Genomic DNA, 20,201 nt, shown 5'->3' with positions numbered 1-20,201 from the left:
CTGCAACTCAGAAAGTTTCGGGCTTTTTTTTGGCAGATATTCCTTAACTTTAGTATCATTTTGTAGTGGCTTAATTTCCTCAATGTATTTTTTCTCTAAACTATCTAATTCTGATAAAAGTACCTACCAGCTAAAACAGTAATTTAGTATATAATCATATGTAGAATTATCTTAGTAAGTTTTAGAACCTAAATTTTATCCAAATCCAAATCAAACTTACCAATAGAAATCAATTTAGCATGGCGTGCGCAGGGCGTTTGTTCACAAATATCTCCTACATTAGAAAAACTTAAATAAACTCGCAAAAAATTAGGAGGATAATAAACCAACTTCTCAGCCCATTCAATGGCGACAATACCCAAAGGTACTTCCAAACCCTCCCAATAAATCTCCAAATTTAAAGCTTCAATCTCAGAACTTTCTAAACGATATAAATCAAAATGATAAAGAGGTATTCTGCCAGAAAAATACTCATTAATCAAAGTAAAAGTAGGGCTATCAATTGTTTCTTTGATTCCCAAACCAGCACCAAGACCTTGAACAAAAGTCGTCTTACCACTACCTAAATTTCCCTCCAATAAAATCACACTACCAGCAGGCAAAATTTTCCCTAAACTTTTACCAATATTGTGAGTTGCGACAGTATTTTGTAGTGAAAAAAAAACTTCTTTATTCATAACTATTTATTAAATTCAATACGCTCATACCACTCTAATAATACCTGCGCTAACATCATCGAATCGTGACGAACAAAACCAGTTTCTTCATCCTCATACATCACATTAGTCAAAAGAATTTTCCTTCCTAAATTTCTAACAGCTTCACGGTCAAGAAAAACAGGATGAGAATCTTCTTGAGCATAACGAACTAATGCTTGTGCTGAAGGACTTTTTCCCTGCACTAAAACAGTATCAAATAATCGTTTACCAGCAGCAACATCAATAGCACGAATATGGTCAGCCACAGTATATCCAGTAGTTTCTCCAGGCTGAGTCATAATATTACAAACATAAATACTAGGAATATTTCTAGAAGCGTTCGCGTTAGAGGTGCGGAGCATTATCGCCTCAGCAATTTCAGACACTAATAAATTAGGAATCACGCTAGTATATAAACTACCAGGGCCAATAATAATATAGTCAGCTTCTTCTATTGCCTGTAACACTTTGGGCAAAGCCAGAGGATGTTCAGGAGTACAGCCAATTTTGACAATTTTTCCCCTGGCCTCAGTAATATTAGACTCGCCTTCAATACGTCGCCCATCAGCTAATTCTGCCCACAAATTAACATCAGTAAGAGTAGCAGGTAAAACCTGACCCCTGATAGCCAAAACTTGAGAACTAGCAGCTACGGCCTGCTCCAAATCACCAGTCACTTCACTCATTGCCGTAAGAAAAAGATTGCCAAAACTATGTCCCACCAAACCATCACCAGCACGAAACCGATACTGAAACAACTCAGTTAATAACTTTTCCTCATTAGCCAAAGCTGCCAAACAATTACGAATATCCCCTGGTGGTAGTACCCCTATCTCTCGGCGCAACCTACCAGAAGACCCACCATCATCTGCCACCGTCACAACAGCAGTAATATTAGCACTGTAATCTTTGATACCCCTTAACAAAGTAGAAAGACCTGTACCCCCACCAATAGCAACTATCTTTGGACCTCGATTTAATCGTCGATGGGCAAGTAAGCGATCCACCAGTTTTTCCTCTCCCTCTGGTATTAACACCTGAGTAATGGAATTAATACTACGATTTTGACCCCAGAAGATAAAAAGTAATCCAGCAAAGATAATTATTGGCCCGGAAATATAACTAGGAACTATAGTCGTCACCCACCCCAAAAATTCTTTAAGTAGCCGTAGGGTGTAAAAAATTGGAGTCATTCCCGTCCATATTGATAGACCTAAGCTAGTCAGTAGTACGCCAGCAGCACTCAAGAGTAACCACCGCTTGATAAATAATCCTGGAGCTAGCCACTTAAACCATTGGCCAATTACCTGAGAGTTAGTCTGATCAGATTTTGCAATAAAAAAATTACTTTTGAGAAAGATGCGTAGGGTTTTCTTTACTAAACTAGTTGACATAGCAATATTAGCCTTAGCTTGATTAAGGACAAATTTGTACAAAAATACTATCTACAATAAAGAAGATTCTGGCAGTATTATGGCGCTTCAGAACTAAATTGTGTTGAGATGAAATGCCTTAAAGAAGTCAGAAGTCAGTAGGGGCGTTAGCGGAGCTATGCGTCAGCTAACGCCCGTACAGAAGTTGTTTTTGTAACGGGGATTTGAGCAACCCTCCAAAAACATTTCGCCTTAAAAGGCGGGGTTACGCGACCCAATGATTTTGTTAAGGAAGATAAACTAAGGAGATTTAATCAAATCAGTATATATATAGAACAGGCAACAGGCAATAGTGGAAAAAGTATTTCTCTGTCTTACTGTTCATTATCAGCATAAGTCAAACACCAGCTCGTTCCTTGCTATAACAGCAGCCACGATAAATATTTGCTACAAATAATAGAGCATCTTGGTATAGAATTACTCTATTTTTGTCAAAACTGATTTTTATTAGAGAGAGAAAATATATCATTAATTGTTAATTTTTTCTTACTTATTTCTTATTCCCTCTGCTCTAGATAACTAATCACCTAGATAACTAAAACCTTCTTGCTTTTTCTTGACTTACAGTATTTGTAACATTATTTTTTGAAAATGGTATAACAGAAGGCAAAGTTTAGAAGAGAAAAGCTGACTAAATCTCAAAGTTTGAGACTTTTATTATGCCCCCTTGCTATACTGCCAACAAAATCTGTTATGGCGCTACGCATTAAGTTTAGGACATAAATAGAAGCTGAAACCCTTTTGTATTTCTCTGTTGCCTATTGCCTGTTGCCTGTTGCCTTGCGCGTAGCGCTATACTTGCTGCTTTTTTAAGACCAATACTTTATTGTGGACTGTTAAGTATAAACGATGAACCACGAACCTATAATCGAACTGAAAGGAGTTAGTAAATCATTCGGGTCTAATGTTGTTTTAGATCAAACAGACTTAACAATTTATCGCGGGGAAGCATTGGCAATCATTGGTCCATCTGGAACTGGTAAATCCACAGTTCTGAGAATTATTGCTGGTTTATTGACTCCTGATGCTGGAGAAGTTTATGTCCAGGGACAGCGACGAGTTAGATGGATGGATGATTTGAAAGATCCAATTACTATTGGTATGGTCTTTCAAAATGCTGCTCTGTTTGACTCCCTGACAGTAGAAGAAAATGTGGGTTTTCTTTTGTATCAACAGAGTAAGTTACCACATTCCCAGATTCAGGAGTTGGTGCAGCAGAAATTGGAAATGGTGGGGTTGGGTAATATTGGCGATCGCTATCCGGCAGAGTTATCTGGTGGAATGCGTAAACGAGTGAGTTTTGCTAGGGCAATTATGACTAATCCAGAAAATCCTCATGATGACCCAGAAATATTATTGTATGATGAACCAACTGCAGGTTTGGACCCCATCGCTTCTACTGTAATTGAAGATTTGGTACGTCACTTACAATCTGTAGATGGTGGTTGTAGCACCTATGTAATGGTTACTCATCAACATAGTACCATTCGTCGCACAGCAGACAGAATTGTATTTCTTTATCAGGGTAAGGTGCAGTGGATTGGTACTGTAAATGAAATTGATGTGGTGGACAATCCTTTGGTACAACAATTTTTTACAGGTAGTGTAGATGGGCCAATTCAGGTCTTGGATAGAGGTTTGACTAAGAGGCAAAAGCTACAAGTAGAAGATTAATGTCTGAAAAAGTAATGGATTAGATTATATCACTATTGGTTAATAGCTAAAATCTTTAAATCGTCACAGCTTATTGATAATTTTGGGGAAACTATGCGATCGCGAACAGCTAGAGAAGGTTCAGTTGGTTTATTAACTTTGCTAGGATTAGGTTTATTTGGTGTATTGGTGCTTTGGTTGAAGGGAGTAAACTTAGGCCAACGTAGTTATAAGGTCATAGTAGAATTTGAAAGTGCATCTGGTATGGAATTAGGCACATCAGTTAGATATCGAGGTATTAATGTAGGACAGGTAGTAGGAATTAAACCAGGGCCAAATGGAGTAGATATTAGTCTAGAAATTAAACCTGAAGATTTAATTATTCCTCGTGATGTGTTTATTCAAGCAAATACATCTTCATTTATTGGTACTGCAGTGATAGATATTACTCCTAGAGGTAGAATACCAGAATCAGAAATTTCTGCTGGTCCTTTATCCTCTAATTGTTCGGAAATAATTATCTGTAATAATGATCGTTTACAGGGGCAAGCAGGAGTAGAAATACAGCAATTATTAAGAGCAGGAATACGTTTAATCGATCTATACAGTGACCCAGAGTTATTTAGTAATGTTAAAATAATTGCTGAAAATACAGCTAATGCTTCTGAAGAGGCTTCTAAGTTAGCAAAACAACTGGCTGATTTATCAGAAACTATTAGAGGAGAAATGCAAGGTATAAGTCAATATTTAAGAGAAGATGTAGATGAAATAACAGGGATTCTTAGAGCAGAAGTGGGTGGTTTGACTCAAACCTTAGAGGGAGAAATAGGTGGTTTGACTAATACTTTGGAAGGGGAAATAGGTGGTTTGACTAATACTGTAGAGAGAGATTTGGATAGCCTGACTAAAACTGTAGAAAGAGAAGTAAATGAAATTTCCAATGGAATAGCAAATGTGACTAAAGCCATGGAAGAATCTACAGCAAAAGTTTCCGAGGCAGCGATAGCTTCAGCAAATTCTGTAGAGGAAGTAGCGAAGAAAGTTAGTTTAACAGCAGAGCAGGTTAATTCAATTGTTAATACAAATCGTTCTACTCTTATAGCAACTTTAGATAATATTGAAAAAACGACGGAAGAGTTAGCAGTGTTAATGGAAAGTTTAAGTCCGATAGTTAGCGATATAGAAAGAGGAGAATTGATTGGTAATTTAGAAATATTATCAGCAAATGCAGTAGAAACTTCTGCTAATCTACGAGATATTTCTACTGACTTAAATAGTTCTACAAATATAATTATGTTGCAACAAACATTAGATTCAGCTAGAGCAACATTTCAGAATGTGCAGAAAATGACATCAGATTTAGATGATTTAACTGGGGATGATAGATTTAGGAAAAGTCTTAAACAAATTATTAATGGATTAGGTGATTTATTCTCTTCAACAAAGCAGTTAGAGCAGCAAACTCGGATGGCAAAAAATATTGAAACTTTGTTAAAAGATAGTAGAAGTTCAGAGGTTAGTAAATTGACAGATTTGAGGGAATAGGGAATAGGGAATAGGGAACAGGGAATGAGAAACGCCGAAGTATAGCAGGCCATGGCATCCGCCCAGAAATTTCTTTCTGGGCTGCATAGCAGAAGTCATCTAAAGATGACTTAAAGATAGCTAATTTATTATGGCTAATTAGGGTTTGCTGATTAAATACCAAAGCATTGACTTATATTGGTTGTAGCATTTTTTTGTCTCAAAAAGTGTCATCTTTTCAGTGGCAAGAGCTGCAAAAAGCTAGTATTTTGGGATGATTATGGTAGAAAAATCAAGGGACAATTTTCCGACTACCTCTTCTACAATTCCCATTTCTCCTGTCTCCTGTCTCCTGTCTCCTGTCTCCTACCCTCATCCATAAGACTTTTTCAGCAAGCCCTAATTAATGAGACTTGATATAACTTCTGACTTCTGTGAAACGGTATAACCACCCTGATTTTTCGTTGCCTAGCTTTAGTTACAGCAGTCGAAGGAAAGGAGGCCGACATATCAAAAGCTTAAAACTCAGACAACGCCAGATTTTCCTTCTTCCTTCTTCCTTCTTCCTTCTGCTATAAATATCTATTCTTGCAAAGCAGCTAAAACTCGATCGTGAATTATCCCATTACTAACAACTACACCACGGTTATCAACCATCTTCGCTCCATCAGCAAAATTTAACGGTTTACCATAAAGATCGGAAACACGTCCTCCAGCTTCTTCCACAACGATCGCTCCGGCAGCATGATCCCAAATATTCTCCCGGTAGTTAGGAGACTTCGGTGAAGGCAAACGCAAATATAAAGCAGCTTGCCCAGATGCCACAATACCATACTTTGCTTGAGAGTCTACCCGTACAGAAGGCGCAGTAATACCCGCAGCTTTCGCTACTGCATTCTGACGGTCTTGGTCGCCGTGAGAAGTTTCCACACTTTCCACAAACCGGAGATTAGTAGTATCACCCGCTTTCACAACATGAATAGGAGTAAATTCACCTCCTGCTATTGGCATCATTGCTGCTCCTTCACCCCGAACCGCTACATACAACATCCCTGGTTGATTATTTTCTACTGGCATCGCTGGGCAAGCTAACACCCCTACCTTAACTTCTCCTGCTTCCACCAATGCCAACGCTACTGCATATTGGTCTTGACGTAAAAACCCTTTTGTGCCATCAATGGGGTCTAAAGTCCAATAACGAGGTCCGACTTTACCGTTACCTTGGTTAATCCATTGTACTATCTGTTCTGGAGTAGCATCTGCTATCTGTTCTTTTACATAATTTGTCACTTTTGTCAAATTTTCTGCCATCTCTGGAGTTTGTAATTCAGTGGCGTCTTCTTCTCCTACCACTGGATCGTCTGGAAAGGTCTCACCCAAGGCTTTGCAAATCAACGCTTGAGCGCCATAGTCAGCAACAGTTACCGGACTTTTATCACCTTTTTCCATTGCAGGTGGAATATTTCCACGAACCTGTTCGCAGAGTTTAGCTGCTGCTAGAGCAGCTTCAATTGCTATTTGTTTTTCGTGTTCGTAAGCCATGAGTAGTTTCAAATTAAGTACTATTTATAGCATATTTATAACATATATAGCGCTGTGCGCAGGCAACAGCTCATCTGGCAACAGGCAACAAGGGGAATAAAAAACCAATAATATAAGACTTTTAGCTATTGGACAGTTCCTGTAATTTGTAAATATCCCAGCGCACATTGCTATACCAGTGTTTGAATATTTAGAACTTGGTTTGGTGGTGGTGGATTGTAATTGTGGTCTATTGTCATTATTTTGGTCAAGGACAAAAACAGTGGGAGCAAGATGCTCCCATGAAGCGCCGTTGTTCATCCCCATCTACCATTACGCGAGCAGGACTACCCTTAGTTTTGGGCACTAAACTATATATCGCTATACATTAAGGTGTTTGACATGAATAGAAACTGAAACCCTTTTGTATTCCTGTGTTGCCTGTTGCCTGTTGCCTTACGCGTAGCGCGATAAGATTGACAAAAGTTTCTTGAACAAGTTCACTTAAATTATTAATGATAATTTATTTAACTATTAATGATGATGCACAATTTTATTCCACCAGAAAGATTTTTTCCCTATCTCACCTGGCAAGATATTGAAACAATGCCAAATAAAGAAAATGTAGTAATTATTCAACCAGTGGGTTCTATTGAACAACATGGCTTCCATTTACCTATAATTGTTGATTCGGCGATCGCTACTTTTATTACAGGTAAAGCTCTTGCTAAACTCGACTCCAATATTCCTGCATACGCCTTGCCTACTCAATATTACGGTAAATCTAACGAACATTGGCATTTTCCGGGTACTATTACTCTCACCGCCCAGACTTTGATGGCAGTATTAACAGAAATGGCTGAAAGTATCTATCGCTCTGGGTTCCGTAAATTGGTATTTTTGAATGCTCATGGCGGACAACCACAAGTTATCGAAATTGTGGCGCGAGACTTGCACCAGAAATATGAGGATTTTTTGCTATTTCCGCTTTTTGCTTGGCGCATACCTCACCCTAGCAAAGAATTGTTTACGCCAAAGGAAATGGAATTGGGAATTCATGCAGGAGATGGGGAAACCAGTATGATGTTGTCAATCTTGCCGGATATGGTAAAAATGGATAAGGCAGTAACAGAATATCCTCAAGATTTGCCAGAAGACAGTATGTTAAGTATGGAGGGGCAGTTGCCTTTTGCTTGGTTAACGCAGGAGTTAAGTTGTAGTGGGGTGTTGGGTGATGCCAAAGTGGCAACGAAAGAAAAAGGCGATCGCCTTATTGAGGCTTTTACGGATGGTTGGGTGCAGGTTATTCAGGACGTTTATAAATTTCGGCAACCAAAACAAATTGCTGAGGAGTCAGGAGGACTGAGTCAGGAGTCAGGAGAAAGAAAGGATTTGAATAGCATTAATTTTTAAATTCGTATTCAATAAAACACCTGTATTAAGATAAAGTAATTTTGTGATTACTGTCCGGATTTTATATGACAGCAGTTTTTGAGTTGATGAGGTACAAAGTTTTACGAGTTTAGGGAATAGGGAATAGTATTAAACTGTACCTCATGCTTTCTCAAAAGTGCTGTAATTATTAAGTGGAGACAAGCAAAACTTAGAAAGGGAGCAAGATGCTCCCACTGTCTATACCATTACAATGTACCACTACCAAAAAACGATAGTCTTCAAAAGCAATATGACGTAGATGGTGAAAAAGTATAGCTAATCTCCGAGAAGATTTAGTAATTATGTCAAAATTTCTTTCTTCCCTCTTCCCTGCTATATAGCACTACAAGAATTTGTTAGGACATTTGTCAATCCTAAAACCTTTTTACAATTTGCTATTCCCTGTTCCCTGTTCCCTATTCCCTAGCGCGTAGTGCTATAGCAACGATAACACAATTTCAGCCAACTTTTGTGCTGCTCCCGGTTGACCTCTAACACTTCTAAGGCGATCGCGCATTTCTGCTAATTTTTCTGGATGACTCAAAAAATCTAATACCAATTCTGCTACTGTTTCTGGTGTCAGTTTCCCTACTAACTCCGGCACAATTTCTTGTTTTGCCCAAATATTCGGCCAAGCAAACAGTTGTCCCTTGCGCAACACTAACCAATTAATTCCGGCAGCAAAAGCAGCTCCTACCCCCGGTAAATTTGCTAACAACCCAGGCAAACCATCCCAAGCTCTCATAATATCAAGTTGTTGGGTGGGTAATAATACAATCATCGGTATTGCCAACGAACCCAACTCAGCAGTATTAGCACCAACTGTGGTCAAGCAAAGACGGCATTGGGAAAGTAGATCGTAAGCAGGAGTGCGCGTTATTAATTCCACCTCTAGACCTGTAGGTGTCACCAATTTAGGATTTTCTGTCTCAGAGTTTGGAGGAATTAATAATTTTGCCTTAACACCACCCATTTTTTGAACTGCCGGATTTTTTCGAGAGTCGGCAAAACTGGCTAAAGTAGATAATTCCAGAGTAGGAGCAACTGGAATAATAAATCTCGTTTGCGGGCGTATTTTGTGAAGATGTTGAGCGATCGCTAAAGTTAAAGGTACGCCCAAAGATAACTTGGTAGGTTTCGACCCAGGCAATAACCCAATATACTCAACAATATTTTCCTCTGTTGTTGGTAAATCTATATTACTGGTTACCTCCGCCATCAAATCTCCCACTACTGTAAACTTATCGGCATATTTTGATGGTACTTCAGCAGCAACTTCTGGCTTCATTACGCCAAATTTATCTATCCAGCGCCACCATCTAGCATCCCATTCAGCATAAATAACAGTACGATAACCAAGGCGTTTTCCCACCGCAACAGTAAAAAATTGGTCGCCTCCCAAAAATAAAACTATTCCCTGGGGATACCAATGCCAGTTTTCCGCCGTTTTTCCCCACAGCAAAAACCGCCAAAAATATTCTGCGGGTTGTACTCGGTCTATTTCTGCATAGGAAAGAGCGATCGCTGCTTCTTTTCCGGTAGCATGGGGACAAGGTGAAAGTATGACAGAAATTCTCATATCAATATTTGCCTGTTGTCGTAACTGTTGCACAACAGGTCGCACCCAAGTAACTAATTCTCCCGGGCCATTTGAGAGGATGACAATATCAATTTTCATAGAGAGGTGATAGGTCGTAGGTGGTAGGTTTTAGGTCGTAGGTGGTAGGCGATCCCATAACATTCTGGCAAACCCGCAGGTAGCGGTAGGTTTTCAACCCAAGTGAATTGTATAGGTATTAGTTCAACAATTAACAATTAATAATTAACAATTAATAATTACCGAAAAATAATGGTCTAAACTCTCCCCTTTTAAGGGGATAAAAAAAGATAATATTCCTGATGTTAAGTCTCTTTATTAGACATCTGGTAAAAATCAAAAATAAAATAAATTCTTATCCATAAATTATCAATTATTTCTCCCTGTTGCTTTCCGGATATGTTGCCTGTTGCATCTTTTATGGAGATGTCTATTGCAGAGGTACTGATAACTGATAACTGAAATTACCCCTCTTGAAAACGGATAGGATGGGCGAACAGGATTTTATTTATTTCTCCTTTTTTAAAGAAGAGGCTTTCAAGCTTAATTATTAGGTAAACTTGTATATTTATTCCCTGCTTGCTGTCTATTCCCTAAGAAGCTAATATACTTACTAAAGTCAACCAAATTATAGGAGAAAATTAAGATGACAGAATTAATTGATGTGGTTAAAACTGGAGATATTTCTCAAGTCGAAACTTTGCTGAGTGAAGGTACAGAGATCGATGCTAAAGACTCGGAGGGTTCGACTCCCTTAATTGCTGCTGTGGAAGCTGGCCATATAGAAATAGTTAAAAAATTATTGGCTGCTGGCGCTGATGTCAATAACAATGATAATGATGGTTGGGTGCCTTTGATGGGTGCTGCTGGTAGTGGCGATCGGAAAATTTTGCAAATTTTATTGGATGCTGGTGCTGATGTCAATGCTGCTACTAATTTTGGCTTGACTCCCTTGATGACAGCTGCTGGTAGTGGCCATATTAACGCCATTCAAATTTTGCTAGACCGGGGCGCAGATATCAAGGCTAAAGATAATAATAAATGGACTGCTTTGGTCTGGGCAAGTTCAGAAGGTCATCAAGAGGCAGTGGAATTGCTAAAGCAGGTACGCGATCGGGGAGTGTTGCGTTAGGTGGTAGGTATGGCAATAACCAGAGCGGTTAGGACTTATGCTGATGATGAATCTTAGACTAGGCAATGTTTTTTCCACTGTTGTCTGTTGCCTTTTCTCTGCTATATCTATATATAGAACCCCTGCTCTCCCTCCTTTCTCCATCTCTAAAAATTCTTTAAACTTTTCAACCGAATATGATATTATTGGTTACTCAACAACAAATCCTCAGCTAATGCCACTGCCCCCCACAAAGGTGCTTCATCACCCAATGCTGCTGGTAAAATCTCAAAATTGACTTCTGGTAAAGCAGTTTCTCTTGCTACTCGTTGTAAGGTTTCCCACAATAATTCACCTGCTTTCATCACCCCACCCCCTAAAATAAACCGTTCGGGGTTAACTAAATTAGCTACATTCCCAATACCTACTCCCAAACCCCAACCTGCTAATTCGATCGCCTTAATAGCAATTTTGTCTCCTTGCATAGCTGCTTGACTAACTTCCTGGGCAGTTATTGCTTCTAAATCATTATTTACCAAACTCCGCAAAATTTGCCCTTCTTGAGGTTGATATTGCAACTGTTCTCTTACCTGTTGGGCAATATAGGGACCTGATGCTAATCTTTCTACACAACCACGTTTACCACAAAGACAAATTGGACCTTCTGGATCGACTGTGACATGACCTATTTCTCCTGCCATACTCTGGACACCGCGCCATGGTTTGCCATTGAGAATCCAACCTCCACCTACACCTGTGCTTACAGTAATATAAAGTAAGTTGTCATATCCTTGACCAGCGCCAAAACGATGTTCTCCTAATGCTGCTACGTTGGCATCATTATCAACTATTGCGAGTGAGTTAAATTCGGTTTCTAAGATTTGCTTGAGGGGAATATTTTCCCAACCTTTTACATGATGGGATAGACGAACTGTACCTGTGGTTGCATCTACGGGACCGCCAAAACTGACTCCTATAGCAGCAGGTTTTTCGCCTTTGAGAAGGTTGTGAGAAATAGTTTGCATCATTTCAATATCTGTTTGAGCAGAAGCATGGGGAGGGGAAAAAGTTTTTTGATAGTCTTGCCAGTTTCTTTCGCCAGCATTTAATACTGCTGCTGCTAACTTTGTACCACCAAAATCAAGGGCTAAAATTTTATTTGTCATAAAATAAATCAGGTTTATTGAGGATATTTTTAAGTTCTTAAACTAGGGTTTGGAGAAAAGCTCCGGTTAAATTCATTTAATATCAAGTTTATATAATAAAGGTTTTATAGCAAAAATTCATCTACTTTGCCACAGTAAGTATTCAGCTAGCTCGCATTCAGCTTTTAGCTGTTTCATAAATAATGGATATACACTGCTCAGGTCAAGGTTAGTTGTTTTTTCAATACTTTGAATTCTCCTTAAACTTCTCAATACTAATTCCTGCTATAAAGGCAGTGAATTAATAGCTGATTGCTGAATGCTGACCGCTGAATGCTTACTTGCCACATTCTTCAGTCTTAAAATTATTTATTAAATATTTAAGTGAACTCGGTCTAAAATTTTAGTATTTTTAAAATATATGGGGTATAAGTTTCATCTTAATTTTTGTAGTTTACTCTGGGTTATTAAGTAATCTATAAATTTGTGGTTGATATAGCAGTGGAAGGAAAGGTCGCAGACAGATCGAGAGCTTAAAGCTAAGACAAAGCAATATTTTTCCGTAAGCATTCAGCCGTCAGCTATCAGCTATCAGCTATCAGCTATTGCTTTTAATGAGTGATAAAAGCTTTATTGACTAAGAAACGAAAAATCTTACTATAACAGTCAGCTCTAAAGTCTATATTCATTTAAAACTCGTCCTTAAGCACAGGTTATTATTGCTGAGAGCTGACTGCTAATAGCTGAATGCTTACATTTTTCCTTCTTCCCTCTTCCCTCTTCCCTCTTCCCTCTTCCCTCTTCCTTTTTCCCTCTTTATTCTGCTATATTTTATTGTTGAAAATAAATAGCAAAAAAAATTTAATAAAAAATTAATTACCCTCGTTTGTGTTTTTTTGTTATAGTTATTTTATAAGATTAATAATACTAATATCAGGAGATCATTAATATGGTAGAACAAACTAATCAAAATATACCAGAATCAGTGGTTCAAAATTTGCCTGTGGTAGCTAATCAAACCTGGCAACAAGCAACTCAAAATTTACCTCAACAAGTTAAACAAACTGTTATTCAAAATCGAGTTCCGATTGCAGTAGGTGTGGGTGCTATTGTATTAACTCCGATTCTTTTACCTTTGTTAAAACCTGTAGCTAAAGCAACTATTAAAACTGGTGTTTCTTTCTTGGAAAAAACTAAAGGTGCTCTAGCAGAAACAGTAGAAATATTCGGGGATATTGTGGCGGAAGCTAAGGCAGAAGTAGCGGCAGAAGCACAACATAAATCTAACTTAAAAGCAGGTATATATTCTCAACAAGAATTGAATGCAAATAAGTCAGCAACTCCTTGAAGAAGGAGTCAGGAGACAGAAGACAGGAGACAGAATCAATTGCATAGGGATAGGAGGGCGATTAGCATTAAAGGCTCACTAGGGCAGAAAAATTAAGGGACTATTCTTCCTACTAACTCCTCCATAACTCCTATTTCTCCTGACTCCTGAACTCCTACCCTTACCAAAATACTTTTTCAGCAAACCCTATTTAAAGATTTTTGATAAAATTTGTCAGTTCTTTAAAGGCTTCGTTATCCCAGTTAATATAACCTGCTTGAACCGCTGCACCTAGACGTTTATCGGGATGTTCTTGAGTAGATAACCAGGCGTATATTTTAGCTTTAGAAATTTTATTAGATTTTCTTCCTGTACTTTTCTCCATGCACTGAAAGAAACTTTCAATACAGCTAATTTCATCAGTATCTATTGATTCTAAACATAAGTCTTCTAGCATTCCTTCAGAACTGTTGTTTGGAAGGATAAACTTTTCTATTTTTAAGTTCTCTATTTCTTTTAATTTATATTTTATGAGAGAATCTTCAATACTTTTAGAGGCATAATCGAATGAATCATCAGCATCTCTAGTAATTCCTAAAGAACGCAAATTAGAAAATCCTGGTATTAAATGCAAAGTTTTTAAGTAATTATTAAGGTTATCTTTCCCTCCATAAGAATCAACTTGGATATCATTAATTTCTAAATATTCAATTAATTTAGAGAAAAACATTTCATCCTCTTTTCCTTCACCAATAATCAACTTTGACTTTTTGATTGTTTTTTGAATTTGACTCATTAACGCATCTCCAAGTTAAGCTCTAAAGAAGTCTCAATATTATCTTTGTCATAAGTTAAACTCTTGATAACATTAGTCTCTTTTTCTCTCTCTAGTCTGAAATAACGAAAGTCATATAATTCGGAGTTGGAAAATGCTTGATGAGCAGCATTAATACATTCATAACTATGAGTAGTAGCAAAAAGTTGAGTGTTAGATTTTCTAGTTGCTACAGCTATAGACTGCCAAACTTTTTCCATAACTGAGTGATGTATACCATTTTCAATTTCATCAATTAATACTGTTCCTTCTTTTGCATTCATAATCGATAAAATAATAGATAATAATCTTCCCATTCCTTCTCCCATTAATGAAACAGGAATTAAATAATCTGCTCCAATATCTCCATGAATCATCGGAATTCCTCCGGTTACCAAAACTGCTAAACGTTTTAATCTTGGTTCTATTATTTTTAAGATTTCTATAATTTCATTTTGTTTATTTATAGCTTCAAATTGACTGAATATTTCTGCATCATTTGTTGGCGATACTCTTAAACGACTACTGAGAAAAGCGCTAGGAGGAAAAACTTCTATTTCTTTAGCTTCTTGTTCTTCGTCTTGCTGAATTGCTATCTTTATTTCTGTTTGTTCTTCTCGATCTGGTGTTAAAAATATTGTAAAACCAAAGATTTGTTGACCATTTTTTTTAAATCCTAGTTTTAAATCCTTGAGAGTTTTTCTACTATTTGACCTTAAATTTAAAGGGAACAATCTTGGGCTTGATGCTTTATCTAAACTCAATTTTAGTTCGTTCTCTTCACCATTTTCGTTTACTATTTTAATTTTAATGGCTTTACTGACTTGTTTTTTGTAGAATAACCATTCACAAATTTCTTCTACATCAAAAGTTTGTTGCTGGACTACTCCTCTATTAAAGTTTAATTGAAACGGAATTTCTAGAGCATTTAAACTTTTTAACAAGAAAATTGCTTCTAGCAGAGCTGTTTTGCCAACATTATTGATACCTCCAATTAAATTAACTCGTTCGATATTATCAATACTAATTTCTTCAAAACATCTAAAATTTTTAACTGTAATACATTTAAACATAATTAATTTAACGCTTTCTTTTTTAACTGTTATAAAAGCTGTTTGGTATTTTTGTCAAAGTGGATAGTTTAGTCAAATTAGTCAAACATAATAGTTGGGAGATAATTTGGTTTTAAGTTGAATAAAAAGTCATGAATAGGTGCAAACCACTCCTAATAATAGAATTGTACCACACTTATTTTGGGAATGCAAGGCAGAAAAATTTGGCTTTGGCGATTTTTTTGAGCTTCACAGAATGATGATTTGAACTAAAATAATAATTTTCTCTATTTCTGAGTTGAGGGTAGACTTTTATATAAGAAAGTTGGATTCTATAGAGGTGAATTTGACTAATTATCAAAATCATAAGGGTCGTGTAACCCCGTCTTTTAAAGCGAAATATTTTTGGCTCGAAGCTCAAATACCCGTTACAAAAATAACTTCTGACTTGGTTAATCAACTCACCCCTAACTTAATAATTTTAATCTCAACGATTAGTTTGAGATTCTGCCAAATTATCGGCAAACTCTTCACTAATTCCGGCAAAAGTCTCCTGACTCTGTTCATACATAGAAAGACCACTTTTAATTGCACCCTTAACTACTTTTCTTGCAACTTTTGTGACAGTAGGAGCAACTAATGGACCAATCAAAAACGCACCTAGTCCTAATAATGCAAGGCGATCGTTTGTTTGACCATCTTCAACCATTTCTCGGAGGTGAAGAGTGACTACAGATTTTTTTAAGTGAACAAGTGACATAATTAATATAAGGAACAAGATAAGATGGGTTTTTTGTAGGGGCTGATTTAGTAAATAAAGTCTTGGAATTAACCAAAATATATATACAAATATCTACAAAAACTATTTCCCTACCATTCTATCAGAGAATCTTGAAAGAGGACTCCCGCTATAATTTCTAATTTAGCGGTGAAATGAATTTCAACAAATCTATTAATTGAGCGAAGCGCGAATCAATCCAGTATCAGTTATAATATAGTTATTAACATTTTATTTTTCAACCTTTGATTACTTTAACTTACCAGTACAAGCTCAACCAAACTCAGCAACAAGAAATAGAGATTAATCATATTCTTGATGTTTGTAAGAGTGTGTACAATTATGCTTTGAGAGAGCGAAAAGACTGGTCAAGTGCGAGAAAATCACCAATTAATAGCTGTTCAATTGTTTCCGAATATATTATTCCTGCTGATGCGCCTTATCCTAATTACAATCATCAAGCCAAAAATCTCACAATAGCTAAAAAAATTCATCCTAAATTAAAGTCAGTTAATGCTCAAGTTTTACAACAAACTTTAAAAATTTTGGATAGAGCTTTTTCTGACATGAAATCTCAAGGAAAAGGTTATCCAAGGTTTAAGAAAAAACTGAGAAGTTTTGTTTTTCCTGCAATGCTGAAAAATTGCTTAGGCAATAATAGAGTTAAACTACCTCAACTAGGTTGGATTAAAATCAGACAAAGTAGACCATATCCAGATGGTTTTCAAGCTAAACAAGCTAGGATAGTCAAAAAAGCTAGTGGCTATTATTTGATGATTATTTTTACTTCATCTGAGTTATTGCCAGATAATCCAGTAGGTAAAAAGTCATTAGGAATAGATGCAGGTATAGAAAGTTTTGTAGCTACTTCAACTGGAAAATTAATCAAATCTCCTAAGTTTTTATTCAGCCAACTACGCGAGCTTAAATTGCTGCAAAGAAGACTTAATAAAAAAAAGAAGGGGTCAAATAATTGGTTAAAACTTCAGAAAAAGATAGCTAAAATACATGAGAAAATAGCCAATACTAGACGGGACTGGCATTTCAAATTAGCTCATGAACTTTGTGATAATACAGACAATATTTTCGTTGAAGATATTAACTTTAATTCTTGGTCTAGAGGTATTGTCAGAAAACAATCTAATGACAGTGGCATCGGTCAATTTATCAATGAAATACTTCCTTATATCTGCTGGAAAAGAGGCAAATATTATGGAAAAGTTGACAAGAATTATACTTCTCAAGAATGCCCTAAATGTGGGCAGATTGAAAAGAAAAAACTCTCTGATAGAAAACATAATTGCAGCAACTGTGGTTATGAAATAAATCGTGATATAGCTGCTGCAAAAGTAATCAGAAATAGAGGTTTAATCGCCGTGGGGCACGCGGTTAAAGAAAAAGCTTGTGGAGATGGTCTGACGGGGGTACAACTCAGTTTATTTGATTTGTTGCCTAGTTAAGAATCTGCGAGACAAGAATCTCCCGTTATAATCACCAGATTTAACGGTGAGAGTGTCAATATGTACCACTTTCTAACTGATGCTGCACCAGGGGACGCAAACTATTTAAACCAGCAGCGATCGCACTGCCATTGTGGACAACCGTAGCAATGAGAGGATGTAGTCCCACTGTCGAGGCCAACCCTAAAGCCACCAAATTTGGCCCTACTACCATAACAGTATTTTGTTCGATGAGATGCTTAGTCTGCTTGGCAATAGCGATCGCCTCCAACAAACTAGATAAATTATTATTCATCAACACCACATCTGCTGTTTCCCTCGCTACATCCGAACCATTTTCAAAAGAAACAGACACATCTGCATAAGCTAAAGCCACAGAATCATTTAACCCATCTCCCACAAAAGCCACAGTTTTTCCGGTGCGACGCAATTCTCGAACAATAGCAGCTTTTTGGTCAGGAAAAGCCTCAGCATGAACTTGAGACTCTGGGATTTTCAACTCTGTGGCCACCATCTTCGCCCTAACTTCGTTGTCCCCAGTCAGTAAATGTACTTCCATACCATACTCTTGTTGCAATCTCATAATCAGAGGCATACTTTCCGGACGCACTGGGTCTTTATATTGAATTGCCCCCTGAAACTCGCCATTGCAGGCCACATAAATCAAAGATAACCACTCAGAAACTGGGCATTCTTGGTCGGGATGGGCGCAACTTTCCTGAAAACAAGGATGATTTTCATAGAAGCAGTCCAAATCTACTCCTGCTTGAGTCAAAAATTTAGCACTGCCGACCAAAACATCCTGACCATTAATATCTACCTGAATACCCAGTCCTACTTTATAGTCCCACTCACCCCGTGGATAAATATTCACACCTTGTTCCTGAGCGTAACGGGCGATCGCCTCTGCCACTGGATGAGTAATACGTTGTTCCGCAGAAGCTGCTAAAGCCAAAACTTCTGTAGCACTCATTCGTCCTGATACTGTTTCTACTCCCACCACAGCAATATTACCTTGAGTCAAAGTACCAGTTTTGTCAAAAACAATAGTATCAATTTCCGCTAACATTTCCAGAGTACGACCACTCCTAACCAAAATACCGTGTCTGGTAGTATGGTTTAGCGCTCCCAAAAATGCGGTGGGGACTGATACTCGAATTCCTGTGACAAAGTCTAGGGTGAGAATAGATGCAGCTCTACTGGGGTCGCGAGTTGTGGCTAAGAAAATGCCAGCTAATATCAACGACGGCAAAATTAATTTGTCTGCCATTTGAGAGGCATAGTTTGCCATTCTGGTGTCATGTACTGGAGCTTTTTGTAATAGTTCGATACTAGCAGCAGCGCGAGTTTGTTTGCCGACTCTTTCTGCTCGAATATAAATTTGACCGGAACGTACTAAAGTCGAAGCATAGACTAATATACCTGATTTTCCTACTACTGGCATTGACTCCCCGGTGAGTTGCTGTTGGTCAATGACTGCTTCACCTTGCAAGACTTCTCCATCTACTGGTATTTGTTCTCCTGGGTAAACTATGACTGTATCGCCTCGTTTGACTTGGTCGCTTGGTATTTGTTGTTCTTCTCCATCTCTTTCTACCCAGGCAAAACGTCCGATGGTGTCTAATAGGTCTGAAGTTTGGTGTTCGGTGGATCTGGCTGTTTGTTCGCGTATCACATCCCCCAATTCGTGGAGAGTTAATACTAATGCGGGGGTTAATACTTTGCCTTGGATGGCACCGAGGGTTAGGGAGAGGAAGTCGAGACAGTCTATATTCAGGCAATGTTCGATTAATAAGCTCTGGAACGCTCGTTTGACAACTGGGAAGGCGGCAATGGCCAAGGCGCTAAAACTCAGTTGTGGGGAAATTGGTAATTTTAATGGTCCGCCGAGGAAAGCTAAGAGGGTTGCTAGACCTGGTATTACTAAACTTGACCATTCTCCTTCATTTTCGTCTTCTGTTTCTGGTGGTGTTTGGGAGTTAACTTTTTTTTTGACAACTGTTACGGTAGAGCGATTGACGTTTTCTATTAGAGATATAAGATGGTCTAGTATTTCTGCTTCTGATTTGCCTTTGGTCTGATAATTAATGGCGATCGAACTTGCTGCTTGGTTAATGCGAGTTTGTTTGACGTGGATATCTGATTCTAATAATGTTTGTACATTGTCAGTATAGTTTTTGTCTAGACTCAAGCGCATGACGCGAAGTCTGACTCTTCCGGGAATGCCATGAACTAATGATATTGTGGGAGTTTTGACTGTTACTGTTGATTTTGACCCTGATTGTTGTGATTTGATAGTTTGCATGGTTTTAGTTGATTTCTCTTGGTTCCGGGTGAGAATGTGGCTTCATTAATTGATCATTGATAATGGATAATTGATAATTACCTCTGGTTAAAACCGCTACGGAATTGAATATAAGGAATATTTTCTTTTTTTTCCCCTTAAAAGGGGAGTATTTTTACCAGAATTATTTAATTATTAATTATTCGGTAATATTATTGGTATAGCTGAAGGAAGAAGGAAAAACTTAAGTTGGAAAAATCTGGCGTTGTCTTAGTGATATGTTTGCACCCTTTGCTTCGACTGCTATAAGAGTTGTTCCAGCTAACGATACTTTGGCAAAAAATATGTTCAGAACAGCATCAAACCCTTA

General features: G+C 37.7%; 16 protein-coding genes. 7 read left to right on the top strand and 9 right to left on the bottom strand.

What is annotated here, in order from left to right:
- Window positions 1–188: 188 nt before the first annotated feature.
- Both tsaE and yvcK read right to left on the bottom strand, forming a co-directional pair.
- Window positions 189–677 (bottom strand): tRNA (adenosine(37)-N6)-threonylcarbamoyltransferase complex ATPase subunit type 1 TsaE, encoded by a 489-nt coding sequence (gene tsaE / locus F6K06_RS07185; protein WP_287238826.1) that lies wholly within the window; start codon window positions 675–677, stop codon window positions 189–191.
- Window positions 678–679: 2 nt separating this feature from the next.
- Complete coding sequence (gene yvcK / locus F6K06_RS07180) at window positions 680–2,092, bottom strand: uridine diphosphate-N-acetylglucosamine-binding protein YvcK (protein WP_287238945.1); 1,413 nt, start codon at window positions 2,090–2,092, stop codon at window positions 680–682.
- Between the two features lie 888 nt (window positions 2,093–2,980).
- Between yvcK and F6K06_RS07175 the strand changes: the two genes are divergently transcribed.
- The gene (locus F6K06_RS07175) at window positions 2,981–3,805 is read left to right on the top strand and encodes an ABC transporter ATP-binding protein (RefSeq protein ID WP_124143207.1); all 825 of its coding nucleotides are present in this window, start codon (window positions 2,981–2,983) and stop codon (window positions 3,803–3,805) included.
- A 93-nt stretch (window positions 3,806–3,898) separates the two neighbouring features.
- On the top strand, window positions 3,899–5,329 hold the full coding sequence (locus tag F6K06_RS07170; protein WP_124143206.1) for an MlaD family protein: 1,431 nt from the start codon (window positions 3,899–3,901) through the stop codon (window positions 5,327–5,329).
- Window positions 5,330–5,890: 561 nt separating this feature from the next.
- Here F6K06_RS07170 and F6K06_RS07165 read toward each other — a convergent pair.
- On the bottom strand, window positions 5,891–6,850 hold the full coding sequence (locus F6K06_RS07165; protein WP_124143205.1) for a 3'(2'),5'-bisphosphate nucleotidase: 960 nt from the start codon (window positions 6,848–6,850) through the stop codon (window positions 5,891–5,893).
- 224 nt (window positions 6,851–7,074) lie between these two features.
- On the opposite strand from F6K06_RS07165, the gene F6K06_RS07160 reads away from it, so the two are divergent.
- Window positions 7,075–7,221: a hypothetical protein gene (locus F6K06_RS07160; protein WP_161564322.1), complete on the top strand. Its 147-nt coding sequence runs from the start codon at window positions 7,075–7,077 to the stop codon at window positions 7,219–7,221.
- A gap of 151 nt (window positions 7,222–7,372) precedes the next feature.
- Window positions 7,373–8,242, top strand: coding sequence for a creatininase family protein (locus F6K06_RS07155; protein ID WP_205127222.1), 870 nt, complete (start codon window positions 7,373–7,375; stop codon window positions 8,240–8,242).
- Between the two features lie 457 nt (window positions 8,243–8,699).
- On the opposite strand, the gene F6K06_RS07150 is transcribed toward F6K06_RS07155, so the two are convergent.
- Window positions 8,700–9,941 (bottom strand): lipid-A-disaccharide synthase, encoded by a 1,242-nt coding sequence (locus tag F6K06_RS07150; RefSeq protein WP_287238821.1) that lies wholly within the window; start codon window positions 9,939–9,941, stop codon window positions 8,700–8,702.
- Window positions 9,942–10,506: 565 nt separating this feature from the next.
- Between F6K06_RS07150 and F6K06_RS07145 the strand changes: the two genes are divergently transcribed.
- Window positions 10,507–10,992 (top strand): ankyrin repeat domain-containing protein, encoded by a 486-nt coding sequence (locus tag F6K06_RS07145; RefSeq protein WP_287238820.1) that lies wholly within the window; start codon window positions 10,507–10,509, stop codon window positions 10,990–10,992.
- Window positions 10,993–11,174: 182 nt separating this feature from the next.
- Here the strand turns inward: F6K06_RS07145 and F6K06_RS07140 are convergent, their stop codons facing one another.
- Window positions 11,175–12,137 (bottom strand): ROK family protein, encoded by a 963-nt coding sequence (locus F6K06_RS07140; protein ID WP_124143201.1) that lies wholly within the window; start codon window positions 12,135–12,137, stop codon window positions 11,175–11,177.
- Between the two features lie 928 nt (window positions 12,138–13,065).
- On the opposite strand from F6K06_RS07140, the gene F6K06_RS07135 reads away from it, so the two are divergent.
- Window positions 13,066–13,464 carry a DUF5132 domain-containing protein gene (locus tag F6K06_RS07135; RefSeq protein ID WP_287238818.1) on the top strand — a complete coding sequence of 133 codons (399 nt, stop codon included), beginning with the start codon at window positions 13,066–13,068 and terminating at the stop codon, window positions 13,462–13,464.
- Window positions 13,465–13,654: 190 nt separating this feature from the next.
- Here F6K06_RS07135 and F6K06_RS07130 read toward each other — a convergent pair whose 3' ends face one another.
- The 3 genes from F6K06_RS07130 to F6K06_RS07120 all read right to left on the bottom strand — a co-directional run bounded on the left by F6K06_RS07130 (window position 13,655) and on the right by F6K06_RS07120 (window position 16,069).
- A complete protein-coding gene (locus F6K06_RS07130; protein WP_287238816.1) occupies window positions 13,655–14,239 on the bottom strand; it encodes a DUF3226 domain-containing protein in 585 nt (194 codons plus the stop codon).
- Window positions 14,239–15,330 carry an ATP/GTP-binding protein gene (locus F6K06_RS07125; protein ID WP_124143198.1) on the bottom strand — a complete coding sequence of 364 codons (1,092 nt, stop codon included), beginning with the start codon at window positions 15,328–15,330 and terminating at the stop codon, window positions 14,239–14,241. The genes F6K06_RS07130 and F6K06_RS07125 overlap by 1 nt, the downstream gene beginning before the upstream one ends.
- Window positions 15,331–15,796: 466 nt before the next feature.
- Window positions 15,797–16,069 (bottom strand): hypothetical protein, encoded by a 273-nt coding sequence (locus F6K06_RS07120; RefSeq protein WP_192901036.1) that lies wholly within the window; start codon window positions 16,067–16,069, stop codon window positions 15,797–15,799.
- Between the two features lie 263 nt (window positions 16,070–16,332).
- On the opposite strand from F6K06_RS07120, the gene F6K06_RS07115 reads away from it, so the two are divergent.
- Window positions 16,333–17,547, top strand: a complete 1,215-nt coding sequence (locus F6K06_RS07115; protein ID WP_124143197.1) for an RNA-guided endonuclease TnpB family protein — start codon at window positions 16,333–16,335, stop codon at window positions 17,545–17,547.
- Window positions 17,548–17,602: 55 nt separating this feature from the next.
- Here the strand turns inward: F6K06_RS07115 and F6K06_RS07110 are convergent, their stop codons facing one another.
- Window positions 17,603–19,852, bottom strand: coding sequence for a heavy metal translocating P-type ATPase (locus tag F6K06_RS07110; protein WP_353734841.1), 2,250 nt, complete (start codon window positions 19,850–19,852; stop codon window positions 17,603–17,605).
- Window positions 19,853–20,201 lie beyond the last annotated feature (349 nt).

This window comes from Okeania sp. SIO1H4 (genome assembly GCF_010672695.1).
Lineage (GTDB): Bacteria > Cyanobacteriota > Cyanobacteriia > Cyanobacteriales > Microcoleaceae > Okeania > Okeania hirsuta.
Note: the sequence above shows the minus strand (reverse complement) of the source record. Positions and strands in the feature narration are given on the sequence as shown.

Bases quoted from the DNA above. Each gene is read 5' to 3' on its own strand.
- F6K06_RS07135 (WP_287238818.1), top strand. From the start codon at position 13,066: ATGGTAGAACAAACTAATCAAAATATACCAGAATCAGTGGTTCAAAAT.
- F6K06_RS07150 (WP_287238821.1), bottom strand. From the start codon at position 9,941: ATGAAAATTGATATTGTCATCCTCTCAAATGGCCCGGGAGAATTAGTT.
- F6K06_RS07145 (WP_287238820.1), top strand. From the start codon at position 10,507: ATGACAGAATTAATTGATGTGGTTAAAACTGGAGATATTTCTCAAGTC.
- F6K06_RS07130 (WP_287238816.1), bottom strand. From the start codon at position 14,239: ATGAGTCAAATTCAAAAAACAATCAAAAAGTCAAAGTTGATTATTGGT.
- F6K06_RS07170 (WP_124143206.1), top strand. From the start codon at position 3,899: ATGCGATCGCGAACAGCTAGAGAAGGTTCAGTTGGTTTATTAACTTTG.
- yvcK (WP_287238945.1), bottom strand. From the start codon at position 2,092: ATGTCAACTAGTTTAGTAAAGAAAACCCTACGCATCTTTCTCAAAAGT.
- F6K06_RS07110 (WP_353734841.1), bottom strand. From the start codon at position 19,852: ATGCAAACTATCAAATCACAACAATCAGGGTCAAAATCAACAGTAACA.
- F6K06_RS07165 (WP_124143205.1), bottom strand. From the start codon at position 6,850: ATGGCTTACGAACACGAAAAACAAATAGCAATTGAAGCTGCTCTAGCA.
- tsaE (WP_287238826.1), bottom strand. From the start codon at position 677: ATGAATAAAGAAGTTTTTTTTTCACTACAAAATACTGTCGCAACTCAC.
- F6K06_RS07125 (WP_124143198.1), bottom strand. From the start codon at position 15,330: ATGTTTAAATGTATTACAGTTAAAAATTTTAGATGTTTTGAAGAAATT.
- F6K06_RS07140 (WP_124143201.1), bottom strand. From the start codon at position 12,137: ATGACAAATAAAATTTTAGCCCTTGATTTTGGTGGTACAAAGTTAGCA.
- F6K06_RS07120 (WP_192901036.1), bottom strand. From the start codon at position 16,069: ATGTCACTTGTTCACTTAAAAAAATCTGTAGTCACTCTTCACCTCCGA.
- F6K06_RS07155 (WP_205127222.1), top strand. From the start codon at position 7,373: ATGCACAATTTTATTCCACCAGAAAGATTTTTTCCCTATCTCACCTGG.
- F6K06_RS07175 (WP_124143207.1), top strand. From the start codon at position 2,981: ATGAACCACGAACCTATAATCGAACTGAAAGGAGTTAGTAAATCATTC.